Source organism: Bacillus sp. NP157 (assembly GCA_018889975.1).
In the GTDB taxonomy this organism is placed as follows: domain Bacteria; phylum Pseudomonadota; class Gammaproteobacteria; order Xanthomonadales; family Rhodanobacteraceae; genus Luteibacter.
The window spans coordinates 2,973,811-2,996,909 of sequence record CP076546.1; the positions used below are offsets into that span (position 1 = coordinate 2,973,811).

22 protein-coding genes are annotated in these 23,099 nt (G+C 66.7%); 11 read left to right on the plus strand and 11 right to left on the minus strand.

The window, feature by feature from the left end; translation table 11 throughout:
* The first annotated feature begins 239 nt into the window (after window positions 1-239).
* A complete protein-coding gene (locus KPL74_13705) occupies window positions 240-3,266 on the plus strand; it encodes a TonB-dependent receptor (GenBank protein ID QWT18795.1) in 3,027 nt (1,008 codons plus the stop codon).
* A gap of 99 nt (window positions 3,267-3,365) precedes the next feature.
* On the opposite strand, the gene KPL74_13710 is transcribed toward KPL74_13705, so the two are convergent.
* Window positions 3,366-3,758: a hypothetical protein gene (locus KPL74_13710; protein QWT18796.1), complete on the minus strand. Its 393-nt coding sequence runs from the start codon at window positions 3,756-3,758 to the stop codon at window positions 3,366-3,368.
* Window positions 3,759-3,998: 240 nt separating this feature from the next.
* Here KPL74_13710 and KPL74_13715 point away from each other — a divergent pair, with 240 nt between their 5' ends.
* Window positions 3,999-4,775, plus strand: coding sequence for a ferredoxin--NADP reductase (locus tag KPL74_13715; protein QWT18797.1), 777 nt, complete (start codon window positions 3,999-4,001; stop codon window positions 4,773-4,775).
* 6 nt (window positions 4,776-4,781) lie between these two features.
* Here KPL74_13715 and KPL74_13720 read toward each other — a convergent pair whose 3' ends face one another.
* Window positions 4,782-5,444 (minus strand): hypothetical protein, encoded by a 663-nt coding sequence (locus KPL74_13720; protein ID QWT18798.1) that lies wholly within the window; start codon window positions 5,442-5,444, stop codon window positions 4,782-4,784.
* A gap of 83 nt (window positions 5,445-5,527) precedes the next feature.
* Between KPL74_13720 and KPL74_13725 the strand changes: the two genes are divergently transcribed.
* The 3 genes from KPL74_13725 to KPL74_13735 all read left to right on the plus strand — a co-directional run bounded on the left by KPL74_13725 (window position 5,528) and on the right by KPL74_13735 (window position 8,639).
* A complete protein-coding gene (locus KPL74_13725; GenBank protein QWT18799.1) occupies window positions 5,528-6,313 on the plus strand; it encodes a DUF3298 and DUF4163 domain-containing protein in 786 nt (261 codons plus the stop codon).
* The gene (locus tag KPL74_13730; GenBank protein QWT18800.1) at window positions 6,313-6,795 is read left to right on the plus strand and encodes a DUF456 domain-containing protein; all 483 of its coding nucleotides are present in this window, start codon (window positions 6,313-6,315) and stop codon (window positions 6,793-6,795) included. The genes KPL74_13725 and KPL74_13730 overlap by 1 nt, the downstream gene beginning before the upstream one ends.
* A 77-nt stretch (window positions 6,796-6,872) precedes the next feature.
* Window positions 6,873-8,639 (plus strand): DUF885 domain-containing protein, encoded by a 1,767-nt coding sequence (locus KPL74_13735; protein QWT18801.1) that lies wholly within the window; start codon window positions 6,873-6,875, stop codon window positions 8,637-8,639.
* A gap of 126 nt (window positions 8,640-8,765) precedes the next feature.
* Here KPL74_13735 and KPL74_13740 read toward each other — a convergent pair whose 3' ends face one another.
* On the minus strand, window positions 8,766-9,431 hold the full coding sequence (locus KPL74_13740; protein ID QWT18802.1) for a hemolysin III family protein: 666 nt from the start codon (window positions 9,429-9,431) through the stop codon (window positions 8,766-8,768).
* 87 nt (window positions 9,432-9,518) lie between these two features.
* On the opposite strand from KPL74_13740, the gene KPL74_13745 reads away from it, so the two are divergent.
* Window positions 9,519-10,346 carry a universal stress protein gene (locus KPL74_13745; GenBank protein QWT18803.1) on the plus strand — a complete coding sequence of 276 codons (828 nt, stop codon included), beginning with the start codon at window positions 9,519-9,521 and terminating at the stop codon, window positions 10,344-10,346.
* A 139-nt stretch (window positions 10,347-10,485) separates the two neighbouring features.
* A complete protein-coding gene (locus KPL74_13750) occupies window positions 10,486-11,148 on the plus strand; it encodes an energy transducer TonB (GenBank protein ID QWT18804.1) in 663 nt (220 codons plus the stop codon).
* Here the strand turns inward: KPL74_13750 and KPL74_13755 are convergent.
* On the minus strand, window positions 11,145-11,435 hold the full coding sequence (locus KPL74_13755) for a hypothetical protein (protein QWT18805.1): 291 nt from the start codon (window positions 11,433-11,435) through the stop codon (window positions 11,145-11,147). The two genes, KPL74_13750 and KPL74_13755, sit on opposite strands and share 4 nt — an antisense overlap.
* Window positions 11,436-11,598: 163 nt before the next feature.
* On the opposite strand from KPL74_13755, the gene KPL74_13760 reads away from it, so the two are divergent.
* Window positions 11,599-12,177: a cysteine dioxygenase family protein gene (locus KPL74_13760; protein QWT18806.1), complete on the plus strand. Its 579-nt coding sequence runs from the start codon at window positions 11,599-11,601 to the stop codon at window positions 12,175-12,177.
* 49 nt (window positions 12,178-12,226) lie between these two features.
* Window positions 12,227-13,600, plus strand: a complete 1,374-nt coding sequence (locus tag KPL74_13765) for an FAD/NAD(P)-binding protein (protein ID QWT18807.1) — start codon at window positions 12,227-12,229, stop codon at window positions 13,598-13,600.
* 19 nt (window positions 13,601-13,619) lie between these two features.
* On the opposite strand, the gene KPL74_13770 is transcribed toward KPL74_13765, so the two are convergent.
* Complete coding sequence (locus KPL74_13770; GenBank protein QWT18808.1) at window positions 13,620-14,639, minus strand: zinc-binding alcohol dehydrogenase family protein; 1,020 nt, start codon at window positions 14,637-14,639, stop codon at window positions 13,620-13,622.
* A 21-nt stretch (window positions 14,640-14,660) separates the two neighbouring features.
* Complete coding sequence (locus tag KPL74_13775; GenBank protein QWT18809.1) at window positions 14,661-15,848, minus strand: MFS transporter; 1,188 nt, start codon at window positions 15,846-15,848, stop codon at window positions 14,661-14,663.
* Between the two features lie 119 nt (window positions 15,849-15,967).
* Here KPL74_13775 and cls point away from each other — a divergent pair, with 119 nt between their 5' ends.
* Together cls and KPL74_13785 are read left to right on the plus strand one after the other, a co-directional pair.
* Window positions 15,968-17,389, plus strand: coding sequence for a cardiolipin synthase (cls, locus tag KPL74_13780; protein QWT18810.1), 1,422 nt, complete (start codon window positions 15,968-15,970; stop codon window positions 17,387-17,389).
* A gap of 103 nt (window positions 17,390-17,492) precedes the next feature.
* Entirely contained in the window at window positions 17,493-18,260 is a 768-nt protein-coding gene (locus KPL74_13785) for a prolyl oligopeptidase family serine peptidase (GenBank protein QWT18811.1), read from the plus strand.
* Window positions 18,261-18,290: 30 nt separating this feature from the next.
* Here the strand turns inward: KPL74_13785 and KPL74_13790 are convergent, their stop codons facing one another.
* The 5 genes from KPL74_13790 to KPL74_13810 all read right to left on the minus strand — a co-directional run bounded on the left by KPL74_13790 (window position 18,291) and on the right by KPL74_13810 (window position 22,899).
* Entirely contained in the window at window positions 18,291-18,683 is a 393-nt protein-coding gene (locus KPL74_13790; GenBank protein ID QWT18812.1) for a hypothetical protein, read from the minus strand.
* Window positions 18,684-18,712: 29 nt separating this feature from the next.
* The gene (locus KPL74_13795; GenBank protein ID QWT18813.1) at window positions 18,713-19,939 is read right to left on the minus strand and encodes an MFS transporter; all 1,227 of its coding nucleotides are present in this window, start codon (window positions 19,937-19,939) and stop codon (window positions 18,713-18,715) included.
* Window positions 19,940-20,020: 81 nt separating this feature from the next.
* The gene (locus tag KPL74_13800) at window positions 20,021-21,037 is read right to left on the minus strand and encodes a Gfo/Idh/MocA family oxidoreductase (protein QWT18814.1); all 1,017 of its coding nucleotides are present in this window, start codon (window positions 21,035-21,037) and stop codon (window positions 20,021-20,023) included.
* A 10-nt stretch (window positions 21,038-21,047) separates the two neighbouring features.
* Entirely contained in the window at window positions 21,048-22,040 is a 993-nt protein-coding gene (gene iolG / locus KPL74_13805) for an inositol 2-dehydrogenase (protein QWT18815.1), read from the minus strand.
* Window positions 22,033-22,899 carry a MurR/RpiR family transcriptional regulator gene (locus KPL74_13810; GenBank protein QWT18816.1) on the minus strand — a complete coding sequence of 289 codons (867 nt, stop codon included), beginning with the start codon at window positions 22,897-22,899 and terminating at the stop codon, window positions 22,033-22,035. The genes iolG and KPL74_13810 overlap by 8 nt, the downstream gene beginning before the upstream one ends.
* Between the last annotated feature and the right edge of the window lie 200 nt (window positions 22,900-23,099).

Here is a 23,099-nt window from a genome sequence, read left to right on the forward strand (position 1 = left end):
TCGCAGCAAGTCGTTCGGACGGCTATACGGCCAACTAAAATGAACGAATCGACTCTGGACAAGCTCTGCGGGCTGCTGTAAATCTCGGGGTCAGTTCATTTGGATCGTGACAAATGGACGTTTGCGACGGAGCGCGGGGAGGGGCTCTTTGCCTCCGAGCAACGACAGCAGCAGGCATGAACCTGCGGCTGCGGCCCCGTGCTGCCGTTTTTGGTGACATTGGATATTTCGGGGAAGGCATGAAGAATCAGTTTCTGATCCGCAGGACCGCGCTGGCGCTGGCCGTGTGTACCTGCCTGGGTGGTGTCGGCACGGCATACGCCCAGTCCACCACCGGTAACCTCAACGGTTCGGTGCCAGCCAATGGCAACCAGTCCATCGTGGTCGAGAGCACCAACGGCCTCCGTCGCGAAACCGCCGTCGACGATCGCGGCCACTATTCGCTGACCCAGCTCCCGCTCGGCACCTACACCGTGACCCTGATGCGCGATGGCGCCGCGGTCGATTCACGCAAGAATGTTTCCCTGCGCGTCGGCGCCAGCACCGATGTCTCGTTCGCGGCACCGGCCCCGGCCACATCGGCGGACGCCACGGCGCTTTCGGGCGTCACCGTCACCGGCAACGCCCTCCCCTCCATCGACGTCACCACCGTCGACTCGCGCACCGTGCTCACCTCCGAGCAGCTCGCCAAGCTCCCGCTGGGCCGTAGCGCCGAGGCCGTGGCACGCCTCGCACCGGGCGTGGTCAACAACGGCGGTGGCTTCACCAGCGATACCGGCCGCTCGCTTGCCAGCTTCGGCGGCGCGGCGTCCAACGAGAACGCGTATTACGTCAACGGCTTCAACACCACCGACCCGCTGAACGCGGCCGGCGGCCTGCAGATGCCGTACGGCGCCATCGACCAGCAGGAAGTCTATACGGGCGGCTACAGCGCCCAGTACGGCCGCTCCGACGGCGGCGTGATCAACCAGGTCGGCAAGCGCGGAACCAACGAATGGCATTTCGGTGCGCAGATCATCTGGGAGCCGAACTGGGCACGTGCCGCCGGCCCGGACATCCATTACGTCAACACCCCGGCGTCCGCGCCCGCGGGTGACCTGTACCAGCCGAAGAGCCAGAACGACAAGTGGTCGACCACCGTCAGTGCCTATGCCGGCGGCCCCCTGATCAAGGACAAGCTGTTCTTCTTCGTCGCGACCGAGTTCGAGAAGCAGGGCTACCGCAACGTCAATGCCGTGGACAGCAGCACGCCGTCGTCGACCAACACGTATAACAACCCGCGCTGGTACGGCAAGCTCGACTGGAACATCACCGACAGCAACATCCTGGAATTCACCAGCGTCGGCGACAAGCGTTCCGGTAGCGGCACGCGCTACGGCTACGACTACGTCAACATGTCGCGCACGAACACCATTGGCCCGGTCAACGACACCAAGGTGGGCGGCTCGTTCTGGAACGGCAAGTACACCGGCTACATCACCGACAACCTGACCATCAGCGCCCAGTACGGCAAGATGTCGGTGAAGAACTACGACCAGCCGGGTGCATACGACGACACCCTCGCGCGCGTCGATGGCTCGGGCAGCCAGAACCCCGCACTCAACGGCGGCAGCGCGATCAAGAACACCCAGGTCGGCGACATCAGCTCGCCGGGCCGCGGCAACAAGTCGAACAATCTTCGCTTCGACGTGCAGTACGTCGCCGGTAACCACACCATCTCGGTGGGTATCGACAACGTCAAGTCGCAGGTGAACGACTTCGGCACTTTCAGCCCGGGCCCGGGCTATAGCTGGAGCTACGGCGTCCAGAAGGACCCGAACGAAGCCATCGACGGTACGCCGGGTCGCAACTTCGTGCCGGCACCCGCGCTGTTCCCGAACGGCCAGAGCGGCTACTACGTCAGCAAGAACGTCAGCTACAACCTGGTCAACGTCCGCTCCGACCAGAAGGCGCAGTACATCGAAGACAAGTGGCAGGTGAGCGATCGCGTCCTGCTGCAGATCGGCCTGCGCAACGACCAGTTCACCGACTACAACCAGTTCGGCAAGCCCTTCATCGAGCAGACCCGTCCGCAGTGGGCGCCGCGCCTCGGTGCATCGTGGGACGTGAACGGCGATGGCACGTTCAAGGTCTTCGCCAACGCGGGACGTTACTACCTCGGCCTGCCGCTCAACCCGGCCACTGGCGCCGCCGCGGGCTACACCGCCACGCAGCAGTTCTACACCTATTCGGGCATCGCCGCGGACGGTACGCCGACCGGCCTGACCCAGATGAGCGGCGTCGTGTCGGGTAACAACTCCTACGGCATCCCGCCCGACCCGCGCACGGTCGCCGGCAAGAACCTCAAGGCCGAAAACCAGGACGAGTTCATCCTCGGCTTCGACAAGACCCTGGGCGAGAACTGGACCTACGGTGCCAAGCTGACCCAGCGCAAGCTCAACTCGGTCATCGACGATTTCTGCGACATCGACCTCGTCACCGCCAAGGCCACCGCCGAAGGCCACACCGTCGGCTCGACCAACAGCTGCTACCTGATCAACGGTGGCCACGCGAACACCTTCACCCTGCTCGACCCGTCGGGCAATCCGTTCACGGTGGACCTGTCGCGCAAGGAAATGGGCATGCCGGCGACGAAGCGTCGCTACTACAGCGCCGAGCTCTTCATGGAGCACCAGTTCGACGGCGTGTGGTACGGCAAGTTCGACTACGTGTTCTCGCGTTCTTACGGCAACACGGAAGGCCAGTCGCGTACCGATTCGCGCCAGAACGGCGCCGCCGGCAGCATGGACTGGGACAACAGCTACGTCATGGACTACGCCAACGGCCCGCTGGGTAACGATCACCCGCACGTGTTCAAGGCGTATGGCTACTGGCAGTTCGCGCCCGAGTGGCAGCTCTCGAGCAACTTCCAGATCGCATCCGGCGCACCGGAAGTCTGCCTGGGCTTCTACGGCCCGGACCAGACCGACCCGGCGCATTACGGCAGCGCCTACCACTGGTGCGATGGCCAGCCTTCGCCCCCGGGTGAGAAGGGCCGCCTGCCGTGGACCTACCAGTGGGACCTGGGCCTGACCTGGCGTCCGGGCTGGGGTGACGGCCGACTGGCGCTGTCCGCCAACGTGTTCAACGTGACCAACCAGCAGCGCGCCGTGTTCCGCTACCCGACCGAATGGCAGTCGACCAGCACGCCGCACCCGCTGTATCGCGCACCGCTCATAACGCAGGATCCGCGTTACGGCCGACTGTCGGTTTCGTACGACTTCTAAACCGCTTTACCGCTGCAACCTCATCCCTGTGTGACGCTTGCGCCCACCTCCGGAATCGGCCACTCCCCTGCCGTTTCCGGAGGCCCGGGCGCTCTTTTTTTACCTCGGCTCGCCCGATGCGGCGACGACCATCTCGATGTAGCCGAGGATGTCGGCGACCGCGATGTCGAAGACCCCGGCGTCGCCGTTGTCGTAGGCCTGCCGCCACACGGCATAGCCGTCCATCCAGGTTTCGTCGTCCTCGCCCTCGCCGACGCACTCGAGCACGCTCTGGTCGAGCGTCGCGCGGTTCACCGCGGCGTGGTGCATGGCCGACTGGATGCCGCCAGGCACCCGGTGGTTGCGCAGCTTCACGTCGAGGATGGACACGTGGAAGACCTGGCCGTCTTCCGGCTCGACATCCACTTTGCGGATGACCAGGCGCGAGGCTTCTTCGCCCGGACGGGTGCGATAGGTCCAGGCCTGGCCCGGGGCATACTCGGGTCGCATCATGCGGGGGCTTCATCAAGGGTATGAGGGGCGATCTTAGACCAGCGCGAGACGCCTGGGGGCCCTGGGGCGGCGACCGTGCCGCAGATGCCGTATCCTTATAGGGTTGAGCCCGCACCCACACGGGGGTGCGGCGCCACGCGCGAGGCAGCGCGGCCCGTGGGTCGCTTCCCCAGCAGATTCCAGGGCTTCCGCGCAGCGCGGCGGCTACGTCCCCTTATTGTTTCAGAGGCAACGCACACCATGGTGGCACTGGCGACCGAACACGTCATCGACGTACATCACTGGAACGACTCGCTTTTCAGCTTCCGGACCACGCGTGACCCGGGTTTCCGCTTCGAAAGCGGGCACTTCGTCATGATCGGGCTGGAGGTGGATGGCCGTCCGCTGATGCGCGCGTATTCCATCGCCAGCGCGCATTACGAAGAGCACCTCGAATTCTTCAGCATCAAGGTCCAGGACGGCCCGCTGACCTCGCGCCTGCAGCACCTGAAGCCGGGCGACCCGGTGATCGTAAGCCGCAAGCCGACCGGCACGCTGGTGCTGAACGACCTCAAGCCGGGCAAGCGTCTCTACCTGCTGGGCACCGGAACGGGGCTGGCGCCGTTCCTGTCGATCATCCGCGACCCGGAAACCTACGAGCGCTTCGACAAGATCGTCCTTGCCCACGGCGTGCGCCGCGTGGAAGACCTCGCCTACTCGACCTACATCGAGGACGAGCTGCCGAACCACGAATATCTCGGCGAGCTGGTGCGCGAAAAGCTCATCTATTACCCGACGGTCACGCGTGAGGAATTTCGCAACCGTGGCCGCATCACCGACGCCATCGCCGACGGCGAGATGGCCCGCGTCACCGGCCTGCCGCAGATCAATCCGGCGGAAGATCGCGTGATGCTGTGTGGCAGCCCGTCGATGCTCGACGACATCTGCGTCCTGCTCGACGGCGAAGGCTTCCAGGCCTCCCCGCGCACCCGCGAGCCCGGCGATTACGTCATCGAACGCGCCTTCGTCGAAAAATAAACACGTTCATTTGCGGATGCGGCCCTGGCCCTCGTTGTCCCAGTACCCGAAGATCCGCCGGGCGATGAGCTTGTAGAGCCGTTTGCCCGTCGCGCGCCACAGCCGCGAATGCGGTGCGGGTTGGGAGAGGATGGCTCGCTGCCGGGCCGAGAGGCGCTCGGCAGCGTAGGTCCGCTTGTGCTTCAGCAGATGACGCAGGTCTTCGCGGGCGAGGATACGGAACAGGGTGCCGCGTCGGCCGCGGGTCCAGGCGATCTGGAAATCGACCAGCCCGGGCGAGCCGTCGGCCCGGACCAGCCAGTTCGGCTCCTTGGCCAGGTCGTTGTGGACGATGCCGCGCCGGTGCAGCACGGCGAGCAGGCGCAGCGCATCGCGGTAATAGCCCGGATCGAGCGGCTTGCCGACCTGCATCGGGTCACCGGCCATGTAGCTGCGTTCCAGCACCCGGCCATTCCACGCAAGCAGTCGCGGCACGCCGTCAATGCCATCCAGTCGGGCCAGGGCCCGCGCCTCGCGGGCGGCGGCACGGCGGGCGAACCAGCGCGCCCACCAGCGGGCGGCGGCGATGTCCCGGCGGATCAGCATCACGCCATCGCGCTCGACGCGTTCGATGCGGCCCAGTTCGTCGGACTTGAGCAGGGTGACGGTTTCCGTCATCGCGTTGTGCACGCTTTTCCTTCGATTCGTTGACATCCTCTCCCGCACACGATGGCTACGCTAAGATGCCAGCCTTGCAGGGAGAGACTGAAAAAATGTTGGTGCGACACATCCTGTCGCTGGTCATGGCCACCGCCGGGCTCGCCGCCTGCCGTGACGGCGCAGACCGGACGCACGGCGGGGATACGCCGCCGCCCGCCAGGGCCAGTGCCGCAAAAGCCGATGCCGGCAAGGATACCCGTTCCGGCCAGGATGGCCTGTATACGATCGAGCTTTCACTTCCCGACCTGCCCGCGCGGGCCGCGCCCCTGCGCCATGCCATCGACCGCTATGTCGACCGGCAGAAGCGGGCATTCCTGGAGAGCCTGGACGCGCCCGGCGCCAGCGAGCGGGCCCGTGAGATCCCGTGGGACCTCAACCTGGACATCGCCGTCTCCGCCCGCACCGACCGCTTCATCAACGTCCAGGTCGACGGCCAGTCCTTCACTGGCGGCGCCCATCCTGCGCCGATCGTGGACAGCTTCACGTTCGACACCGCGAGCGACCGCGTGGTCAACATCCGCGAACTGTTCGACGATCCCGCGGCAGCGGAGAACGCCTTCGCCGCCGAGGCACGCCGCCAGCTGATCACCCAGCTGGACGACCAGGACGAGCCGCTGGCGTCGGATACACGGCAGATCGAGGAAGGCACCGAGCCGGGCAAGGACCACTACCGCGTCTTCAGCCTGCTGACCGGCCCAGACGACAAGGTGCATGGGCTGACCTTCATCTTCCCGCCGTACCAGGTCGCCGCCTACGTCGCGGGTCCCCAGGCGATCGACGTGCCCAGCGAAGCCTTCTCGCGTTATCTCAAGCCGGAGTATCGCGGGGCGTTCCGCTGATGGAACTCGCCCTTTACCTGCTCTCCGCCGTACTGATCGTCGGCGGTATCGCCGGTGCCATCCTGCCGTTTTTGCCCGGTATCCCGATGATCTTCGGCGGCATTTGGCTGGCTGCCGCGGTGGACGACTACCAGCACCTGGGCTGGGGCTGGCTGGTCGCCATCGGCATCGTCGGCGCGTTCGGCGTCGCGCTGGATTTCATCTCCGCCTCGCTCGGCGCCAAGCGTATCGGCGCTACGCCACGCGCATTGTGGGGTGCGGGCGTGGGCACCACGGTCGGCATGTTCTTCGGCATCCCCGGGCTCATCATCGGCCCCTTTGCCGGTGCGGTGGTGGGCGAACTGTGTTCCGGCAAGAGCGTGCTGCGCTCGGCCCACGTCGGCGTCAGCACATGGGTCGGCATGCTGGTCGGCATGCTGGCCAAGGTCGTCATCTCCTTCCTCATGCTCGGGATGGCCGGCGTCGCCCTGCTGCTCTCCTGAGCACCCCCATCCGAAGACACATGGCGCGGCCCCCTCGCTCCCCGCTAGTCTCCCGCTACTACTACGGGGAGACACGCATGTTCCGACGACTGACCCTCGCTGCCGCGATCACCTTCACGATCGGCGCGCTCCACGCCGAACCTGCCCAGCCTGCCTGGATTGCAAAGAGCAACGCCGACGCGCAGCTACTGCTCGATGTCACCGCCCGTTTCAGCCCCGAATCGGCCACCGACATCGGCGTGAAGGGCTACGACGAGAAGACCGCCGACCTTGGCCCGGACATCGACAAGCGCCAGCGTGCCGCCCTGGTCGAGGTGCGCGACAAGCTCAACAAGCGCCTCGCCGAAGAAAAAGATCCGAACGTGCACCAGGACCTGCAGATCCTGCTCAAGCAGATCGACGGGAACATCAAGGGCATCGACCTCAACGACCAGTACATGCTGCCGTGGTTCGACGCCGGGCAGATGGTGTTCAGCGGTGAATTCTCGCTGCTCAATGCCGAAAGCACGCCCGAGCAGAACCAGGCCGCGCTGGGCCGCCTGAAGTGCTACGTGGGCCTCACGGCCGGATGCACGCCGCTGGTCGATGCGGCGAAAGCGCGCACCACCGAGAAGCTCGCCGACAAGAAGCTGATGGGGCCGGTCAAGGCCGACGTCGAGCAGAAGCTCGGCAACACCCAGCGTTATGTCGACGGCATCCGCAAGCTGTTCGCCGAGAAGAAGATCGCCGGCACCGACGAGGCGATGGCGAAGCTCGACAAGCAGCTCAAGGACTACAACGCCTGGGTGAAGAAGACGGTGCTGCCGCGTGCGCGCACGGACTTCCGCCTGCCGGAGCCGATGTACGCCTATAACCTGGAGCAGGTCGGCCTGGACATCGCGCCGCGCGACCTCATCGCGCGCGCCGAACTCGAATTCATGGAGACCTCGTACGCCCTGCAGCAGCTTGCCCCCGTGGTGGCGAAGGCCGAGGGCCTGCCCGATGGCGACTACCGCGACGTGCTCAAGGCGTTGAAGAAGAAGCAGCTGGCGAAGGACAAGGTCGAGCCGACTTACCACGCCGTGATTGGCAAGATCGAAGACATCATCCGCCAGCAGCGCATCGTCGAATTGCCCAAGCGCGACCTCGCCATGCGTCTTGCATCGGAAGCGGAAAATGCGCGCACGCCGGCGCCGCACATGGATCCGCCGCCCTTCATCAACAACACCGGGCAGCGAGGCACCTTCGTGCTCACGACGGGCAACCCGCCGGCGAATGGCGATGCCTCGCAGACGTATGACGACTTCACCTTCGAAGCCGCCGCCTGGACGCTCACCGCGCACGAAGGCCGCCCCGGCCATGAACTGCAGTTCGCGGCGATGGTGGAACAGGGTGTTTCGCTCACGCGCAGCCTGTTCGCCTTCAACAGCGTGAACGTCGAAGGCTGGGCACTGTATGCCGAAGCCGAGATGGTGCCGTACGAGCCGCCGGCCGGGCAGTTCATCGCCCTGCAGTTCCGCCTGCTCCGTGCGGCCCGCGCCTTCCTCGATCCGATGCTGAACCTGGGCCTGGTCACCCGTGACCGTGCGCACGAGATCCTCGTGCACGATGTCGGCCTGTCCGAGCCGATGGCCCGGCAGGAACTGGATCGTTACACGTTGAATTCGCCCGGCCAGGCCACGGCGTATTTCTACGGATACAGCCGCATCCTGCAGCTGCGCGCGGAAACCCAGGTGGCGCTCGGTGCGAAGTTCGACCGCAAGGCGTTCAACGATTTCCTGATCGCCCAGGGCCTGCTTCCGCCTGAGCTGCTGGCCGAAGCCGTGCGCACGCGGTTCGTTCCGTCGGTGCTTAAGGCCAAATAGGTGGGCGAGACATGTAGGAGCGCGCCCGCGCGCGAAAAACCAACAACGCGGTGACGCCGCGAACTGGTTTTCGCGCGCAGGCGCGCTCCTACAAAAGCCCTTTAGCCGTGCGCGTACAACAGCGTGCTAGCCGTGGGCGTCGGGGATGACGTAGAGCAGGATCGCCAGGTAATGCAGCACGCTGCCTGCGAGCACGAAGAAGTGCCAGATGGCGTGGCCGTAGGGCATGCGGCGGGCGATGTAGAACGGCACGCCCGCCGTGTACGCGATGCCGCCGGCGAACAGCAGTACCAGCCCGCCGGTTTCCACGTTCTCGCGTAGCGGCTGGATGGCCACCACGGCCACCCAGCCCATCAGCACGTACATGATCACCGCGGCCTTGCGGTAGCGCTTGAGCATGCCCAGTTCGGCCGCGCTGCCGAGGATGGCCAGGCCCCAGATGGTGCCGAACAGACCCCAGCCCCACGCGCCAGGCAGCGCCAGCAGGGTGAACGGCGTATACGTGCCCGCGATCAGCAGGAAGATGGCGATGTGGTCCAGCGTGCGGAACACACGCTTGGCCACGCCGCCCGCCGGCACCGAGTGATACAGCGTCGACGCGGTGTAAAGCAGGATCAGCGTCGAGCCGAAGACCGAGCTGGCGACGACGGAACGCACGCCGCCATACATCGCCGAAAACGACACCAGTACGGCGAGGCCGGCGATGCTGAGCACGATCCCCAGGCCATGGATCACGCTGCTGGCGACTTCTTCAGCGAAGGCGTAACGCGGTTGGGCGTTGTCGAGGGTCATGGGTTATCGCACTGCACAAATGAGTCCCGAGGGTACTCCATGGGGCTTCCGGTTGCGAAGCATTCTCAACTGGTGTTGTATGCGGGGATGACCCTCGAACTCCTCCTGCATGTTCCGCGCCTCCCGCCCCAGGGACCCGGCCTCCGCGCCGCGCTCGCCATGGCGTCGCGCATCGACGCCCGGCTGGACGCCATGCACGTGGTGGACATGCCGGCCGCGGCGTTCACCGTGCCCGAAGCGGTGCCGATGCAACTGGACGCCGTGCGCCAGCGGGCCACCGAGGCCAGGGCGGTCGCGGGCGACTGGGCCGACCTGCTCGCGGCGCAGGGGCTGCGCGGCAAATGGCGGGTCGGCAACGGCGACACGGTGACCGTGCTCACGCACGCCTCGGCGGGGTATGACCTGGTCGTGATGGAACGCTCGTCCACGATGCGTGGCGATGCACCGATCGGCTTCGGTGTCGTCTCGCGCACCGTGTTCGGTGCCAGCCGTGGCGTGCTCGTCGTACCTGATGCCGCATCGGTGGAAAGCCTTGGCGAGCACGTGCTGGTGGCATGGAGTGGCAGCCGCGAATCCGCCCTCGCCTTGCGCTCGTCGCTACCGTTGTTGCGCAAGGCCGCGAAGGTCACCGTCATCGACGGTAGCCACGACGAAGAGATCGGCACCTGCGCCCTGCCCGACACCGACATCCGTGGATGGCTGGACAGCCATGGCGTCACCGCGGAAGTGCGCAAGCTGGATGCCGCGGCTTTGTCGTCCCCGGGACCGGAACTGCTGAAGATCGCCCACGAGGACGGTGTCGACCTCATCGTGATGGGCGCATGGGGCCGGTCGCGGTTGTCCGAGCTAGTGCTCGGAGGCACCACGCGCTACCTTTTCATGCAGTCGGACGTGCCCATGCTGGTCGCTCACTGACCGTTGCTTTTCGCTCGACATCCTGCCTAATCTGGCATCGGACCTGAACACGATCCCCGCCGGTCCCCACCGGCCGTGTTCCCGACCATGTAGCAAGCACATACGCAACGCCTTCCCCACATCGTCATGGAGGTGGCTCATGTCGTTCGCCCGTCCGCAGGCCTTTGCCGGGGTTCACCCGGATGCCGCCCGTATCGCCGCCATGAGCGCGGCGATTGCCCTCAACGTTGCCGTCCTCGTCGCCGTCATGCGGCCAATGGTGGCCGATATCGCCACGTTCACGCCGGAGCCCCGGGCGATCGTCCTGGTCGACCATCCGACCCCGCCCAAGGTCGTCCCGATCCCCGACATTAAACTGCCCGTGCTGCCGAAGCACACGCAGGCGGTCCAGGCGAAGCCGCGCCAGGCCACGCCCCAGCCGCCCGTGGTGGAGTCGGTGCCGACGGATGAAGGATCCGCGCCACCGCAACCGATGGTGGAGGCGCCGGTCACCCAGGCACCTGCCGTGAATGCGGCGCCGGCGGAAACCACGCTCGCTTACGTCGCGGCGCCAGCACCCAAGTATCCGACCCAGGCCATCCGCGGTCACATGCAGGGCACGGTGACGCTACGCGTGCTGGTCGATGAAGCCGGCAAGCCGCTCGACGTGGTGGTGGAGAACAGCAGCGGCCACGCCGTGCTGGACGACGCGGCACGCAAGCAGGTGCTGTCGAGCTGGCGGTTCCAGCCGGCCATCCAGGATGGCCAGCACGTGAAGGCCTGGGCGCGGATCCCGGTGACGTTCGACCTGCGCTCGCTTTAACGCGAGGCGGTCATCACCACCACGTCCGGTTTGCGGGTGGCGCGGGCGATCAGCCAGACCAGGCCGACGACCAGCGCCACCGGCACCAGCACCGGCAGCAGGGCCAGCGCCACCACCGGCGCGATGGCCAGCATCAGCACGCCGCCGACCAGGGCACCGACCAGGCTGGCGACGACGTGGAACACACCGCCGATGATGCCGAAGACCAGCTTCAGCAGCGCGCCAACCAGCGCAAAGGCCAGCCAGAAGCCGGCGAAGAGGACGACAAGCGAGGTCATGACGATCATGGTGGTTCTCCGTGCTCCGATACCCGCCGCGGTGGGCGGTATGGCAGTTCGATGCAGCCGTGGCTGAAAGCGTTTAAAGCCCATGCGAAAGACCGGGGTTACGCCTGTTTAACAGGCGCCATGGTCCACTGGCGCCAGTCGATTTACCGGGGCGGCGCGTTGCATGGGTAAGCGTTCTTCCATCATCAAAACCTTGCGGGACATCGCGTTCGACCATTCGGACGCGACGATGCCCGACCTCGCCTCCATGGGGCGGGCGCTTGGTAGTGCGCTGCATTCCCGCCAGGACGAAGTGTCGGCCGCGCTGGGCAGCCTGCGCGAGCGCCGGCGCGGATTCGAGCGCTGGATGGTCGCCGAGCGCAACAAGCCCGGCACCAGCGTGCTGATCCTGGCCTGGCCACCCGGCTATGCCACGCCGGTGCACGACCACGGTGGCCTGTGGGGCCTTGAAGCGACCATCGCCGGTGCGCTCGAGGTTGAGTCCTTCCTTAAGGATGGCACCGACGAGACCCTGCGCAGCACCGGTCGCACCTGGCTTGGCCCGGGCGACGCCACGTGGTTCGAAGGTACCGAAGAGCATGCACACCGCTGTCGCAATTTGTCGCGGCACGACACGGCGCTCACGCTTCACGTGTACGGTGGCGATCTGGCACAGTACCTCGCGTATGAGCAGCCCGGTCCTTCGGGACACTGGATCGCACGACCGAGGCAATCGATCATTGCGGGACGCCTGACGGCCTGACGGTCTCACGGCCCTCCACCCCAAACCAACGGGCGAAGGACCAGTACACATGTTTCATAAGGTCGCCATCATCGGCGGTGGCGCAGCGGCGGCAACGCTGGTGAGCGAACTGCTCGAACGCCGGACGCCAAAACCTCTGCACCTGACCTGGTTCGCCGGCAGCGCGCAACCGGGGCGCGGCGTCGCCTACGGCACGCCATCGGATCGCCACCTGCTCAACGTGCGGGCGGCGTCGATGGGCATGTTCGTGAGCAAGCCGGGCGGCTTCCTCGAATTCGCCCAGTCCCTCGATCCCACGGTGAAGGGATCCGATTTCCTGCCGCGCAGGCTCTACGGCGACTTCCTGCAGACGCGGGTCGACGCGGCGATGAAAAACGCCAGCCAGCTCGGCCACGACATCAACATGGTGCCTTTCGCGGCCGAGTCGCTCGTGCCGTCCAGCGAGGGCGTCACCATCGGCTACGGCGAGGAGGAAGCGCACGCGGATGCGGCCGTACTCGCCATCGGTTCGCTCCCGCCGCGCCCGCTCCCGGGCGTGCAGGACGCGGCGATCGCCAGTGGCCGCTACGTCACCGATCCCTGGCCGTACCTCGCCGCGGCGGAAGGCGACGATCGCCCGTTACGCGTCCTGGTCATCGGCCTCGGCCTGACCGCGGTCGATGTCGTGCTCGAACTGTCCGCACGCTGGCCGATGGCGCACTTCACCGCGCTGTCCCGGCACGGCCACCTGCCCGAGCCGCACCTGGCCGCGGCATCGGCGCCGGGCGACGATGGCAACGACCTCGCCGACCAGCTGCATGACGACCCGAACGTGCGCGGGTGGCTGCACCGCCTGCGCGATGCGGCCGAGCACGCCGACGACTGGCGCACCGTCGTCGACGGCTTGCGTCCGCACACACAGTCCCTGTGGAACGAGCTACCGCCGGCCGAACGCGCCCGCTTCCTGCGCCACGCTCGCTGGGCGTGGGAACGCGCGCGCCATCGCATGCCGCCGCAGGTCGCCCGGAACGTCGAAAAGCTGGAGGCGGCCGGCAAGCTCACCCGCCTGCGCGGTCGCATGCAGTCGGTCGCGTTGCGGATGGACGGCGACCTCGACGTCGTGCGCCGCGAAACCGGCAAGGACACCACGCTGTCGGAAACCTACGACATCGTGATCCAGACGGTGGGCCTGAACACCGACACGCTGCGCACGGACCACGTGCTGATGCGCCAGCTGGTCATCGACGGGCTGGTGAAGCCCGACGCGCTGGGCCTCGGCCTTTCCGCGCAGCCCGACGGCCACGTGCTGGACGCCGACGGCAAGCCGCGTGGCAACCTGTTCGCCATCGGCAGCCTGCTGCGTGGTGCGTTGTGGGAGTCGACGGCGATCCCGGAGATCCGCAAGCAGGCGCAGGCGGTGGCCAACATGCTGGTCGCACCGTAGCGCCTGCCGGGCGCAGGCCTTACTGCGCCCATCCCTCCAGCACGACCTTGCCGATGGCCGCGCCGCTCTCCGCCAACGCGTGCGCGCGGCGCAGGTTGGCGGCATCGATCCGGCCCAGGTGCTCGCGCATCGTGCTGCGGATCACGCCCGCGTCGACCAGGTTGGCTACCTCGCCGAGCAAGTGGCCCTGCTCGCCCATGTCGTCGGTATGGAATCCCGAGCGGGTGAACATGGATTCCCAGTGCAGGGAGATGCTTTTGGCCTTGAGCAGGCGGATGTCGATCAGCTCCGCCGGGTCGTCGATGATGCCGATCTTGCCCTGCGGCTTCATCAGCCTGGGGAAGGTGGCGAAATGCTGTTCCGTCCGGGTCAGGCTGAGCACGTAGTCGACGCCGCCCGGCGCCACCGCCAGCACTTCGTCGTCCAGCGGCTTTGCGTGGTCGACCACGTGATGGGCGCCCAGCGCCTCGACCCACTCGCGCGTTTCCGGCCGCGACGCCGTGCCGATCACGGTCAGGCCGGTCAGCCGCCGGGCGAGTTGCACCGCCATGGAACCTACCCCACCCGCGGCGCCGATCACCAGCAAGGTAGCCGGCTGGCCCTGCGTGCCGTGGGGGATGCCGAGGCGGTCGAACATGAGCTCCCACGCGGTGATGGTGGTTAACGGCAGCGCGGCCGCTTCTGCCATCGACAGCGTGGACGGCTTGCGGCCGACGATCCGCTCGTCGACCAGGTGGTACTCGCTGTTCGCCCCGGGGCGTGAGCGATCGCCCGCGTACCACACCGCGTCGCCGGGTTTGAACCGGCTTGCCTCCGGACCCGCCGCGATGACGATGCCGGCGACATCCCAGCCGAGCACGCCATCCTTGCCGGCGGGATCCACCCGCTGGCGGACCTTGGTGTCCACCGGGTTCACCGAGATGGCCTCGACCTTGACCAGCAGGTCGCGAGCGGAGGCCACGGGCGTGGGCAGTTCGGCGTCGAGCAGGCTCTGCGGATCGTCGATCGGCAGGGACTTGCGGTAGACCACGGCTTTCATGGATGGCTCCGGCTTGGGGATTCAGGCGTTCCCGGTAGCGGCCAGCACGGGGCGGCGACGCTCCAGGGCACTGCTGGCCATCGTAGCAACCAGCCCCGCCACCGTCACAGCCGCGCCGGCCAGGCTCACCATCGGCAAGGCATGGCCGGCGGCGATGATGGCACCACCCAGCCAGGCGCCACCGGCATTGCCGAGGTTGAATGCGGCGATGTTAAGGGTCGAGGCAAGGTTCGGTGCGTCGCCCGCGACATGCACCACGCGGGACTGCAGCGGCGCCACCGTGGCGAACGAGGCCACGCCCCAGACGAAGATGGTGACGATGGCGGCGACCGTGTCGTGCATGGTCCATGCGAACAGGGCCATCAGCAACGCAAGCACCACGAGGATACCGACCAGCGACGGCATCAGGCGCCAGTCGGCCAGGCGTCCACCGAGCATATTGCCAATGGTCGTGCCCAGGCCGAACAGCACCAGCACCGCACCGGTCCAGCGTGGGCTCACATGCGAGACGTCCTGCAGGATCGGGGCGATATAGGTGAACACGGTGAACACGCCACCGAAGCCGAGCACGGTCATGCCCAGGGCGATCAGCACCTGCGGCTCGCGCAACACGCGTAGCTCGCGACCCATGTGCGGCGCCTTGAGGTTCGGCAGCGCGGGCACGAAGCGCGCCACGGCCAGCGCCGCCAGCACGCCGAGCACGGTCACCGCCCAGAAGGTCGAGCGCCAGCCGGCCCACTGACCCAGGAAGGTGCCGAACGGCACGCCCAGCACATTGGCTAGGGTGAGCCCGGCGAACATCAGCGCGATGGCGCGGGCGCGCTGGCTGGCCGGCACGAGGTGCGCGGCGACCACGGCACCGATCCCGAAGAACGAGCCATGGCAGAAGGCGGCGACCACGCGGGCCACCATCAGCACGTCGTAGTTCCAGGCCACGGCGCAGAGGGCGTTGCCGACGATGAACAGGCCCATCAGCAACAGCAGCGCGCGCTTGCGCTCCAGCTTCGCGGTCAGCGCGGCCAGCAGCGGCGCACCCACGGCCACGCCCAGCGCATAACCGGACACCAGCATGCCGGCGGCGGGGATGCCGACGTGGAGATCGGAGGCCACCTCGGGCAGCAGGCCCATGATGACGAATTCGGTGGTGCCGATGGCGAACGCGGCCACGGCCAGCGCCAGCAAGGGCAGACGGGACGATGACGAATCCATAGGATAGGCTCGGAAGAAAGGGACGATGGCGTCTATTTTCCGGATCAGGCAGGCATGCAAATACTCCCCCACGCGACAAAGACTCTTGCCGCAGACTTGAATATCGAGGGTCGCGCGGCATGATCGCGACGCTGATCGCGGTGGCGGCGCTGGCCCTGCACGGCGCCGGCGTGCTGGCTGCCATGCATGCGGTGATGAATACCCGGACCGCCCAGGGCGCCTTCGCGTGGGTGCTTGGGCTGGTCCTCGTCCCCTACGTCACCCTGATCCCCTACCTGTTCCTCGGTGCCAGCCACTTCGGCGGCTACGTCGACCTGCATCGCCAGCGCCAGGCGCGCTTTTTCATGTTGCACGACGAAGCCGAGCACCCGGCACGCCCGGGCCTTACGCCGCACGAGAAGCCCGTGCACGACAGCCGCTACGATGCCATCGGCTTCATGCTGAAGACGGCAATGCATGCCGGCAATGCGTTGTCGCTGCACATCGACGGCAACGCGGCCTTCGACGCGATGCTCGGCGCCATCGCCCGCGCCGAACACTACGTGCTGGTGCAGTTCTTCATCATCCACGACGACGGGCTGGGCCGGCGCCTGCGCGATGCGCTGCTCGAGCGGGCAGCGAAGGGCGTGCATATCTGCCTGCTCTACGACAGCATCGGCAGCCATGCGTTGCCCGACGCGTACGTCGAGTCGCTGCGCAAGGGCGGCGTGGACGTGCACCGCTTTGCCACCCGACGCTTCCGCAATCGCTTCCAGCTCAACTTCCGCAACCATCGCAAGGTGCTGGTGGTGGACGGTGAGCGCGGCTTCGTCGGCGGGCTGAATGCCGGCGACGAATACCTGGGCCTGAAACCGCCGCTCGCCCCCTGGCGCGATACCCACATGCAGATCGAAGGGCCCGCCGTGGCCGACCTGCAGCGCGTTTTCGCCGAAGACTGGTACTGGGTGACTGGCGAGCGGCCGCCCTCGATGCCGCCGCCGGAGCGCTGCGGCCGCGCGAGCACCATGATCGTCGCGACCGGGCCGGCCGACCGCCAGGAAAGCTGCTCGCTGTTCTTCACCCAGGCCATCCACGCGGCGAAAAAGCGGGTCTGGATCACGTCGCCCTACTTCGTGCCCGACCAGGCCGTGTTCGGCGCATTGCGCCTGGCCGTGTACCGTGGCGTGGACGTGCGCATCCTGATCCCGTCGCGGCCGGACCATCGCACGGTGTTCATGGCCTCCACGCTGTACGCGCACGAAGCCACCATCGCCGGCATCCGCATGTTTCGCTACCTGCCGGGCTTCGTCCACCAGAAGGTGATGCTGATCGACGACGACACCGCCGTGGTCGGCAGTATGAACCTCGACAATCGCAGCTTCCGGCTCAACTTCGAGATCACCGCGCTGAACGTCGACGTGCCGTTCGCCAGTGAAGTGGAAGCCATGCTCAAGGCCGACTTCGCGCAGAGCGACGAGGTGAACCCCAACGATTACCGCCGCCTGCCCTACCTGCGCCAGGTGGCCCTGCACGTGGCACGCCTGTTCGACCCCGTGCTGTAGCGTCCCTTGCCGTAACGCCATTACTGCGTTCCACTGGCACCGCCGCTTCCCGTTGGCATCGATCCCGTGGGAATGCGCCCCGACATCCTGGAGATAACGTCTTATGCTCCGCACCCTCGCCTTCCTTACCGCCGCGATCGTCGCGGGCAGTGCCAGCGCGGCCCCCGCGCAGTTCGCCGAACGCAGCGTCGACGTGCACGGCAAGACCTACCGCTACCAGGTGTTCATCCCCGCCAACGTCAAGGCGCATCCGTCCGTGGTGCTGTTCCTCCACGGCAGCGGCGAGCGCGGCAACGACAACCAGAAGCAGATGTCGCAAGGCCTGCCGCCGTGGCTGAAACAGCACATGGACTTCCCGGCCGTCGTCGTCATCCCGCAGGCACCGGACGACACCGAGTGGACGGACAAGGCCGACGCGGAGATGGCGATGGCCGCGCTGGAGAAGAGCGTGAAGGAATTCGACGGCGACCGTAAGCGCCTCTACCTCACCGGCCTGTCGATGGGCGGCTACGGGTCCTGGCAGCTCGCCGCCGATCATCCGGACACCTTCGCCGCGGCCGCGATCATCTGTGGCGGCATCGTCCCGCTACCCGACGAGGAAGGGCGCCACCTGTTCGTCCACGGCGCACCGGCCGGCACGGATCCCTACGCGTGGGTCGCCAACGCCATCGGCAAGACGCCGGTGTGGATCTTCCACGGTGGCGACGACAACGTCGTGCCGACCGAGGAGTCGCGCAAGATGAACGCGGCGCTGAAGAAGCGCGGTGCCGAGGTGAAGTACAGCGAGTTCGCAGGCGTGAACCACGGATCGTGGATGCGGGCGTATGCGGAGCCGAGCCTGTGGGAGTGGATGTTTAGCCACACGCGGTGATGTAGGAGCGCGCCTGCGCGCGAACCACCCTCACGGATTGCGCAAATGCCCAATCAAATCCTTCAACCCACCCGAAAACGCCGCCCACCCGATGCTCGCGCCCACCAGCGCACCCAGCATCTCGAACAGCACCCGCAGGCCCATCGAATCCGGATCGTGCACCGCGGCCAGCTTCACCCGCAGCAGCTGCGGTGACTGGATCGGCACGAAGTTGAAGTAGAACGAGTTCCAGATGTCTTCGCCACCGGCGATGACGAAGGCGAGGATGACGGCGACCGCCAGCTCGGCGCCGTGGCTCCAGCCATTGGCCTTGCCGAACATGCGCACCAGCACGTAGATGACGATGCCCACGAGCAGCGCGATGCCGCCTACTTCCAGGGCGCCTTCGATGCCGTAACCCATCCAGCTGCGATCAAATGGCATGTTGGCGACTCGTGGGGATCAGGCGGCCATTATGCCCGTGCGTCGGCCACATCGGTGCGCTGCGCACGGCCGTGTCGCGCATACAGGGCGAACGACAACACCGCGGCCGCCAGCGAGGCGCCACTGGCCAGCAGGAAGATGGCGGGGTAATCGTAAAGTCCCGCGATCCAGCCGCCGACCGGCCCGGTCAGGCCGAGCGCGACGTCGAGGAACACCGAGTACGCACCGAGTGCCGCGCCGCGATTATGGTTGCTGACTCGGCTGACAGCTTCGACGCCCAGCGCGGGGAACACCAGCGCGAAGCCCGAGCCGGTCAGCGCCGCACCCGCCAGCGCAGCGTCCTGGGTGGTGCCGAACCACAGCAACAGCAGGCCAAGCATCTCGACCACCAGCGACACGATGGCCACGCGGTAGCCACCGAAGCGATTGATCGCGTTGCCGAAGACCAGGCGCATGCCGATGAAGCAGCCGCCGAATACCGACAGCGACAACGCCGCACCCTCCCAGCCACGGCTGGCGTAGTAAAGCGCGACGAACGTGGACAACGAACCGAAACCGATCGAACCCAGTGCCAGGCCGATGCCATAGGCCGACACGCGCGACAGCACGCTCTTGAACGGCAGGCGTTCGCCGTGGCTCGGCGCCACGCGTGCCTTCAGCATGGCGAACGGCAACGCGACGGCGCCCAGCACGAAGCCGACGATGCCCAGCGAGATCAGGCCGAACGCATGCTCGAGCGCGACGCCCAGCGGGGCACCCAGGGCGATACCGCCGTACGTGGCGATGCCGTTCCACGAGATCACCCGCGCCGTGTGCTCGCCACCGATACCGCCGATGCCCCACGTGATCGCGCCGGTGCTGACCCAGCTCTCGGCGAAACCGAGGCCGAGCCGGCTCATCAGCAACAGGCCGAGCGACAGGCCCGGCATCCCCGGCACGAGTGCGCCCAGCGAAAGGAAAAGCCCGGACAGCGCGAGGACGATCAGGCCCGCGACGACCGTCCGCTTCGGCCCCATCGCATCGGCCATGCGCCCTGCGTGCGGCCGGCTCAACAGCGTCGCAAGGTATTGCGCGCTGACGGCCAGGCCGGCGATCACGGTCGAATAGCCCAGGTTGTTATGCACGAAGCCCGGCAACACCGCGAGTGGGATGCCGATATTCAGGTAACAGACGAAGGAGAAGACAACCGCGGAGAGGATGCGCGCCGTGACGGCGAGGCGCCGTCCGCGCTGGGGGACGAGATCGGGGAGGGACATGATGTCCTCATTATAAGCCCCGATGTTGCGGTGCGACATCGGGGCGGATTAAGGGTTTTTCATGTTGGCGCTGGGACGCGATCAGGCCAGGAGGACGGGCTGGCCGGTTTGCTGGGATTCGCGCAGCGCCACCGCGATGCGGGTGGCCTCGACGGCGTCGTCCATGGTCAGGTCGAACGGGGTGTCGTCGAGGACGGCGTCCACGAAGTGCCTTGCCTGGGTGACGAAAGCGGGGGCGAAGCGTTCGTAGAACGACGGCAGCACGGCGTTGCGGACGCCGTTCGCGTCGGCGATCTCGACCCGGTCCAGGCGCGGGTTACGCCCGATGCTGACCTTGCCACCGGTGCCGGTGACGTCGGTCTGCGTGTCGTGGCCATGCGCCTGCGTGCGCGAGGCGTAGAACATCGCCATCTGGCCACCTTCGAATTCGATGATGGCGATGCCGTTATCCACGTCCCCGATCGCCTCCAGCGGTGGGTACATCGCCACGGTGCCGGTGGCGTAGACCTTCTTCGCCTTCGGGCGGCCCAGCAGCCAGCGGGCCAGGTCGACGTCGTGCACGCTGCAATCGAGGAAGATGCCGCCACTGGTCGGGGCAAACTTCAGGAAGGCACCGGTCGGATCGGCCAGGTCCGTCGTCTGAGAATAGACGAGGAAGGGCCGGCCGATGCCGCCGGCTTCGATGTGCATGAAGGCATTCCGGTAGCTTTCGTCGAAACGGCGGACGAAGCCGACCATCGCGCGCTTCGAGGCCTTGGCGGCGTGGGCGGCGGCGCGCCGGCAATCGTCCAGTTCGAGCGAGAGCGGTTTCTCGCAGAACACGTGCTTGCCCGCATCGAGGGCCTGCTCGATCTGCGTCGCATGCAGCGATGTCGGCGTCACCAGGACGACGGCATCGATGTCGGGCGAGGCGAGCATCTCCTCATAAGTGTCGAACACGGTGCCGATAGCCAGGCTGTCGCGCGCCCAGGCGCGCTCGCTCTCCACCGGGCTGCAGACGGCGACCAGTTCCGCGCGCGGAACGGCACGGGCGAGGTTTTCGGCGTAACGTTGGCCAAGCCGGCCGAGGCCAGCCAGGCCGATACGAAGCTTGCTCATGGATGCGTCCTCAGATGTTCACGGCCACGGCCTGGCCTTCGCGCCAGGAACGCGCGGCGGCCTCGGCCAGTTCCAGCGCCTTGATGCCATCGGCGATCGTCGTGCGCACCGGCGAGCCCGATGCCAGCGCGTCAAAGAAATGGGCGATCTCCGCCGCATAGGCTTCGCGGTAGCGCTCGAGGAAAAAATGCTCCGGCAGGTCGTGCGCGATATGCGCCGCCGTGTGCGAAACCACCTGGGTCGGCGTGACATTGCCGGCCTGGAGCATGCCCTTGCTGCCGAGCACTTCGAAGCGCTGGTCGTAGCCATAGGCCGCGCGGCGCGAGGTGTTGATCTGGCACAGCCTGCCGCTCTTCGTACGGATCGTGACCGCCGTGGTATCGATGTCGCCGGCCCCTTCGATCGCCGGATCGGTCAGGCAGCTGCCCGCCGCGTGCACGCTCACCGCTTCCTCGCCGAGGATCCAGCGGAAGATGTCGAAGTCATGGATCAGCATGTCCTTGAACACGCCGCCCGAACTCTTGATGTAGTTCACCGGCGGGGCGCCCGGGTCGCGGCTGGTGACGATGAGCACTTCGGGCGTGCCGACCTCGCCGTCGTCCAGGCGCTTCTTCAGCGACGCGAACGTGGGGTCGAAGCGACGCTGGAACGCGATCATGCAGGTGACGCCGGCCTTCTCCACCGCCGCCTGGCAGGAGCGCGCACGCTCGACGTCCAGGTCCACCGGCTTCTCGCAGAAGATCGCCTTGCCGGCCGCGGCCGCACGATGGATCAGGTCGGCATGGGTGTCCGTGCTGGAACCGATGACCACCGCACCCACGGCCGGATCGTTCAGCGCCTCGTCGACGCTGGCGACCTTCGCGCCGTGCTTTTCCGCCAGCTCGCTGGCCGACGGCGCGTGCACGTCCACCACGTAGCGCAGGCGCGCCTGCGGGTGGCGTGCCACGTTGCCTGCGTGGATCTTGCCGATGCGACCGGCACCAAAGACAGCGACTTCAATCATCGTATTCTCCTCGGGGAAGCGTTTCTTCGACGGTTAGTTCGAGCTTGTAGGCCAGCGCCACGAACAGCGCCTGGCAGAGACACATCGTGCTGGTGAGGCCGCGGAAGGCAAATGCGCTGCCCTCCTTCACCTTCAGCAACACGTCGGAATGGCGGGCCAGCGGGCCCAGGTCGCTCTCGGTGATGGCAAGCACGCTGGCGTGGTGCTGCTGGGCCACGCGCATCGCGTACAGCGTTTCCTTGCCGAACGGCGGGAAGCTGATCGCGATCAGCGCATCGCCCTTGCCCATGCTGCGCAACTGTTCGCGGAACATGCCGCCGAGCCCGCTGACCAGGTGCACGCGCTTCTGCGTGTGCTGCAGGGCATAGGCGATGTAGGTGGCGATGGCGAACGAACGGCGCACGCCCATCACGTAGATGTTCTCGGCGCCGGCGAGCAGGTCGACGGCTTTCTGGAACCGGGTTTCGTCCAGCTCCGCGGCCAGTTCGTCCAGACCCATGCGGCTGGCGTCGATGAAGCGCGAGGCGATTTCCACGGCGGGCATCGCACCGGGCCGGTCCTGGATGACGCTGCGGATGCGTTGCTGGTAGCTGCGCGAAGGCGATGCCTGCGCCGTGAAGGCGTCGCGGAACACCGCCTGCATCTCGCTGAAGCCGGAATAGCCGAAGCGCTGGGCGAAACGGACCACCGCCGACGCATGCACGCCCGAGCCCTCGGCGATCTCGCCGACGCGCTGGACCATGATCGAACTCCGATGTTCCTCAAGGTATCGGGCCACCCCCTGCAACTGGCGCGGCAAGGCCTCGAATTCGTCGGCAATGCGCTTCATCAGCAGATCGGCTTCGCTGCGTTTGGCCATCGTTGGCTCCGGTGGGGGTCCGGCGGCATTGAAGCACGGCATGGAACATATTTTCCATTTATTTCTATGTTGCAATGCAAATTGCAACCGTGGAACGGCAGGTCCATGCTCGGCCCGCTTTCCGGCAAAACAGCGGCCGCAGGGCCGTCATCGCTTCGTCCGTACCCATCCCGACCGGCCTGCCCGGTCCCACGTGGAGG

What these genes read in the sequence shown, in the direction of transcription:
- KPL74_13710 (QWT18796.1), bottom strand. Translation starts at nt 3,758, where the DNA reads ATGATGCGACCCGAGTATGCCCCGGGCCAGGCCTGGACCTATCGCACC.
- KPL74_13715 (QWT18797.1), top strand. Translation starts at nt 3,999, where the DNA reads ATGGTGGCACTGGCGACCGAACACGTCATCGACGTACATCACTGGAAC.
- KPL74_13800 (QWT18814.1), bottom strand. Translation starts at nt 21,037, where the DNA reads ATGAGCAAGCTTCGTATCGGCCTGGCTGGCCTCGGCCGGCTTGGCCAA.
- iolG (QWT18815.1), bottom strand. Translation starts at nt 22,040, where the DNA reads ATGATTGAAGTCGCTGTCTTTGGTGCCGGTCGCATCGGCAAGATCCAC.
- KPL74_13790 (QWT18812.1), bottom strand. Translation starts at nt 18,683, where the DNA reads ATGCCATTTGATCGCAGCTGGATGGGTTACGGCATCGAAGGCGCCCTG.
- KPL74_13745 (QWT18803.1), top strand. Translation starts at nt 9,519, where the DNA reads ATGACCCTCGAACTCCTCCTGCATGTTCCGCGCCTCCCGCCCCAGGGA.
- KPL74_13785 (QWT18811.1), top strand. Translation starts at nt 17,493, where the DNA reads ATGCTCCGCACCCTCGCCTTCCTTACCGCCGCGATCGTCGCGGGCAGT.
- KPL74_13740 (QWT18802.1), bottom strand. Translation starts at nt 9,431, where the DNA reads ATGACCCTCGACAACGCCCAACCGCGTTACGCCTTCGCTGAAGAAGTC.
- KPL74_13795 (QWT18813.1), bottom strand. Translation starts at nt 19,939, where the DNA reads ATGTCCCTCCCCGATCTCGTCCCCCAGCGCGGACGGCGCCTCGCCGTC.
- KPL74_13735 (QWT18801.1), top strand. Translation starts at nt 6,873, where the DNA reads ATGTTCCGACGACTGACCCTCGCTGCCGCGATCACCTTCACGATCGGC.
- KPL74_13770 (QWT18808.1), bottom strand. Translation starts at nt 14,639, where the DNA reads ATGAAAGCCGTGGTCTACCGCAAGTCCCTGCCGATCGACGATCCGCAG.
- KPL74_13765 (QWT18807.1), top strand. Translation starts at nt 12,227, where the DNA reads ATGTTTCATAAGGTCGCCATCATCGGCGGTGGCGCAGCGGCGGCAACG.
- KPL74_13705 (QWT18795.1), top strand. Translation starts at nt 240, where the DNA reads ATGAAGAATCAGTTTCTGATCCGCAGGACCGCGCTGGCGCTGGCCGTG.
- KPL74_13810 (QWT18816.1), bottom strand. Translation starts at nt 22,899, where the DNA reads ATGGCCAAACGCAGCGAAGCCGATCTGCTGATGAAGCGCATTGCCGAC.
- KPL74_13725 (QWT18799.1), top strand. Translation starts at nt 5,528, where the DNA reads ATGTTGGTGCGACACATCCTGTCGCTGGTCATGGCCACCGCCGGGCTC.
- KPL74_13760 (QWT18806.1), top strand. Translation starts at nt 11,599, where the DNA reads ATGGGTAAGCGTTCTTCCATCATCAAAACCTTGCGGGACATCGCGTTC.
- KPL74_13775 (QWT18809.1), bottom strand. Translation starts at nt 15,848, where the DNA reads ATGGATTCGTCATCGTCCCGTCTGCCCTTGCTGGCGCTGGCCGTGGCC.
- KPL74_13750 (QWT18804.1), top strand. Translation starts at nt 10,486, where the DNA reads ATGTCGTTCGCCCGTCCGCAGGCCTTTGCCGGGGTTCACCCGGATGCC.
- KPL74_13730 (QWT18800.1), top strand. Translation starts at nt 6,313, where the DNA reads ATGGAACTCGCCCTTTACCTGCTCTCCGCCGTACTGATCGTCGGCGGT.
- cls (QWT18810.1), top strand. Translation starts at nt 15,968, where the DNA reads ATGATCGCGACGCTGATCGCGGTGGCGGCGCTGGCCCTGCACGGCGCC.
- KPL74_13755 (QWT18805.1), bottom strand. Translation starts at nt 11,435, where the DNA reads ATGATCGTCATGACCTCGCTTGTCGTCCTCTTCGCCGGCTTCTGGCTG.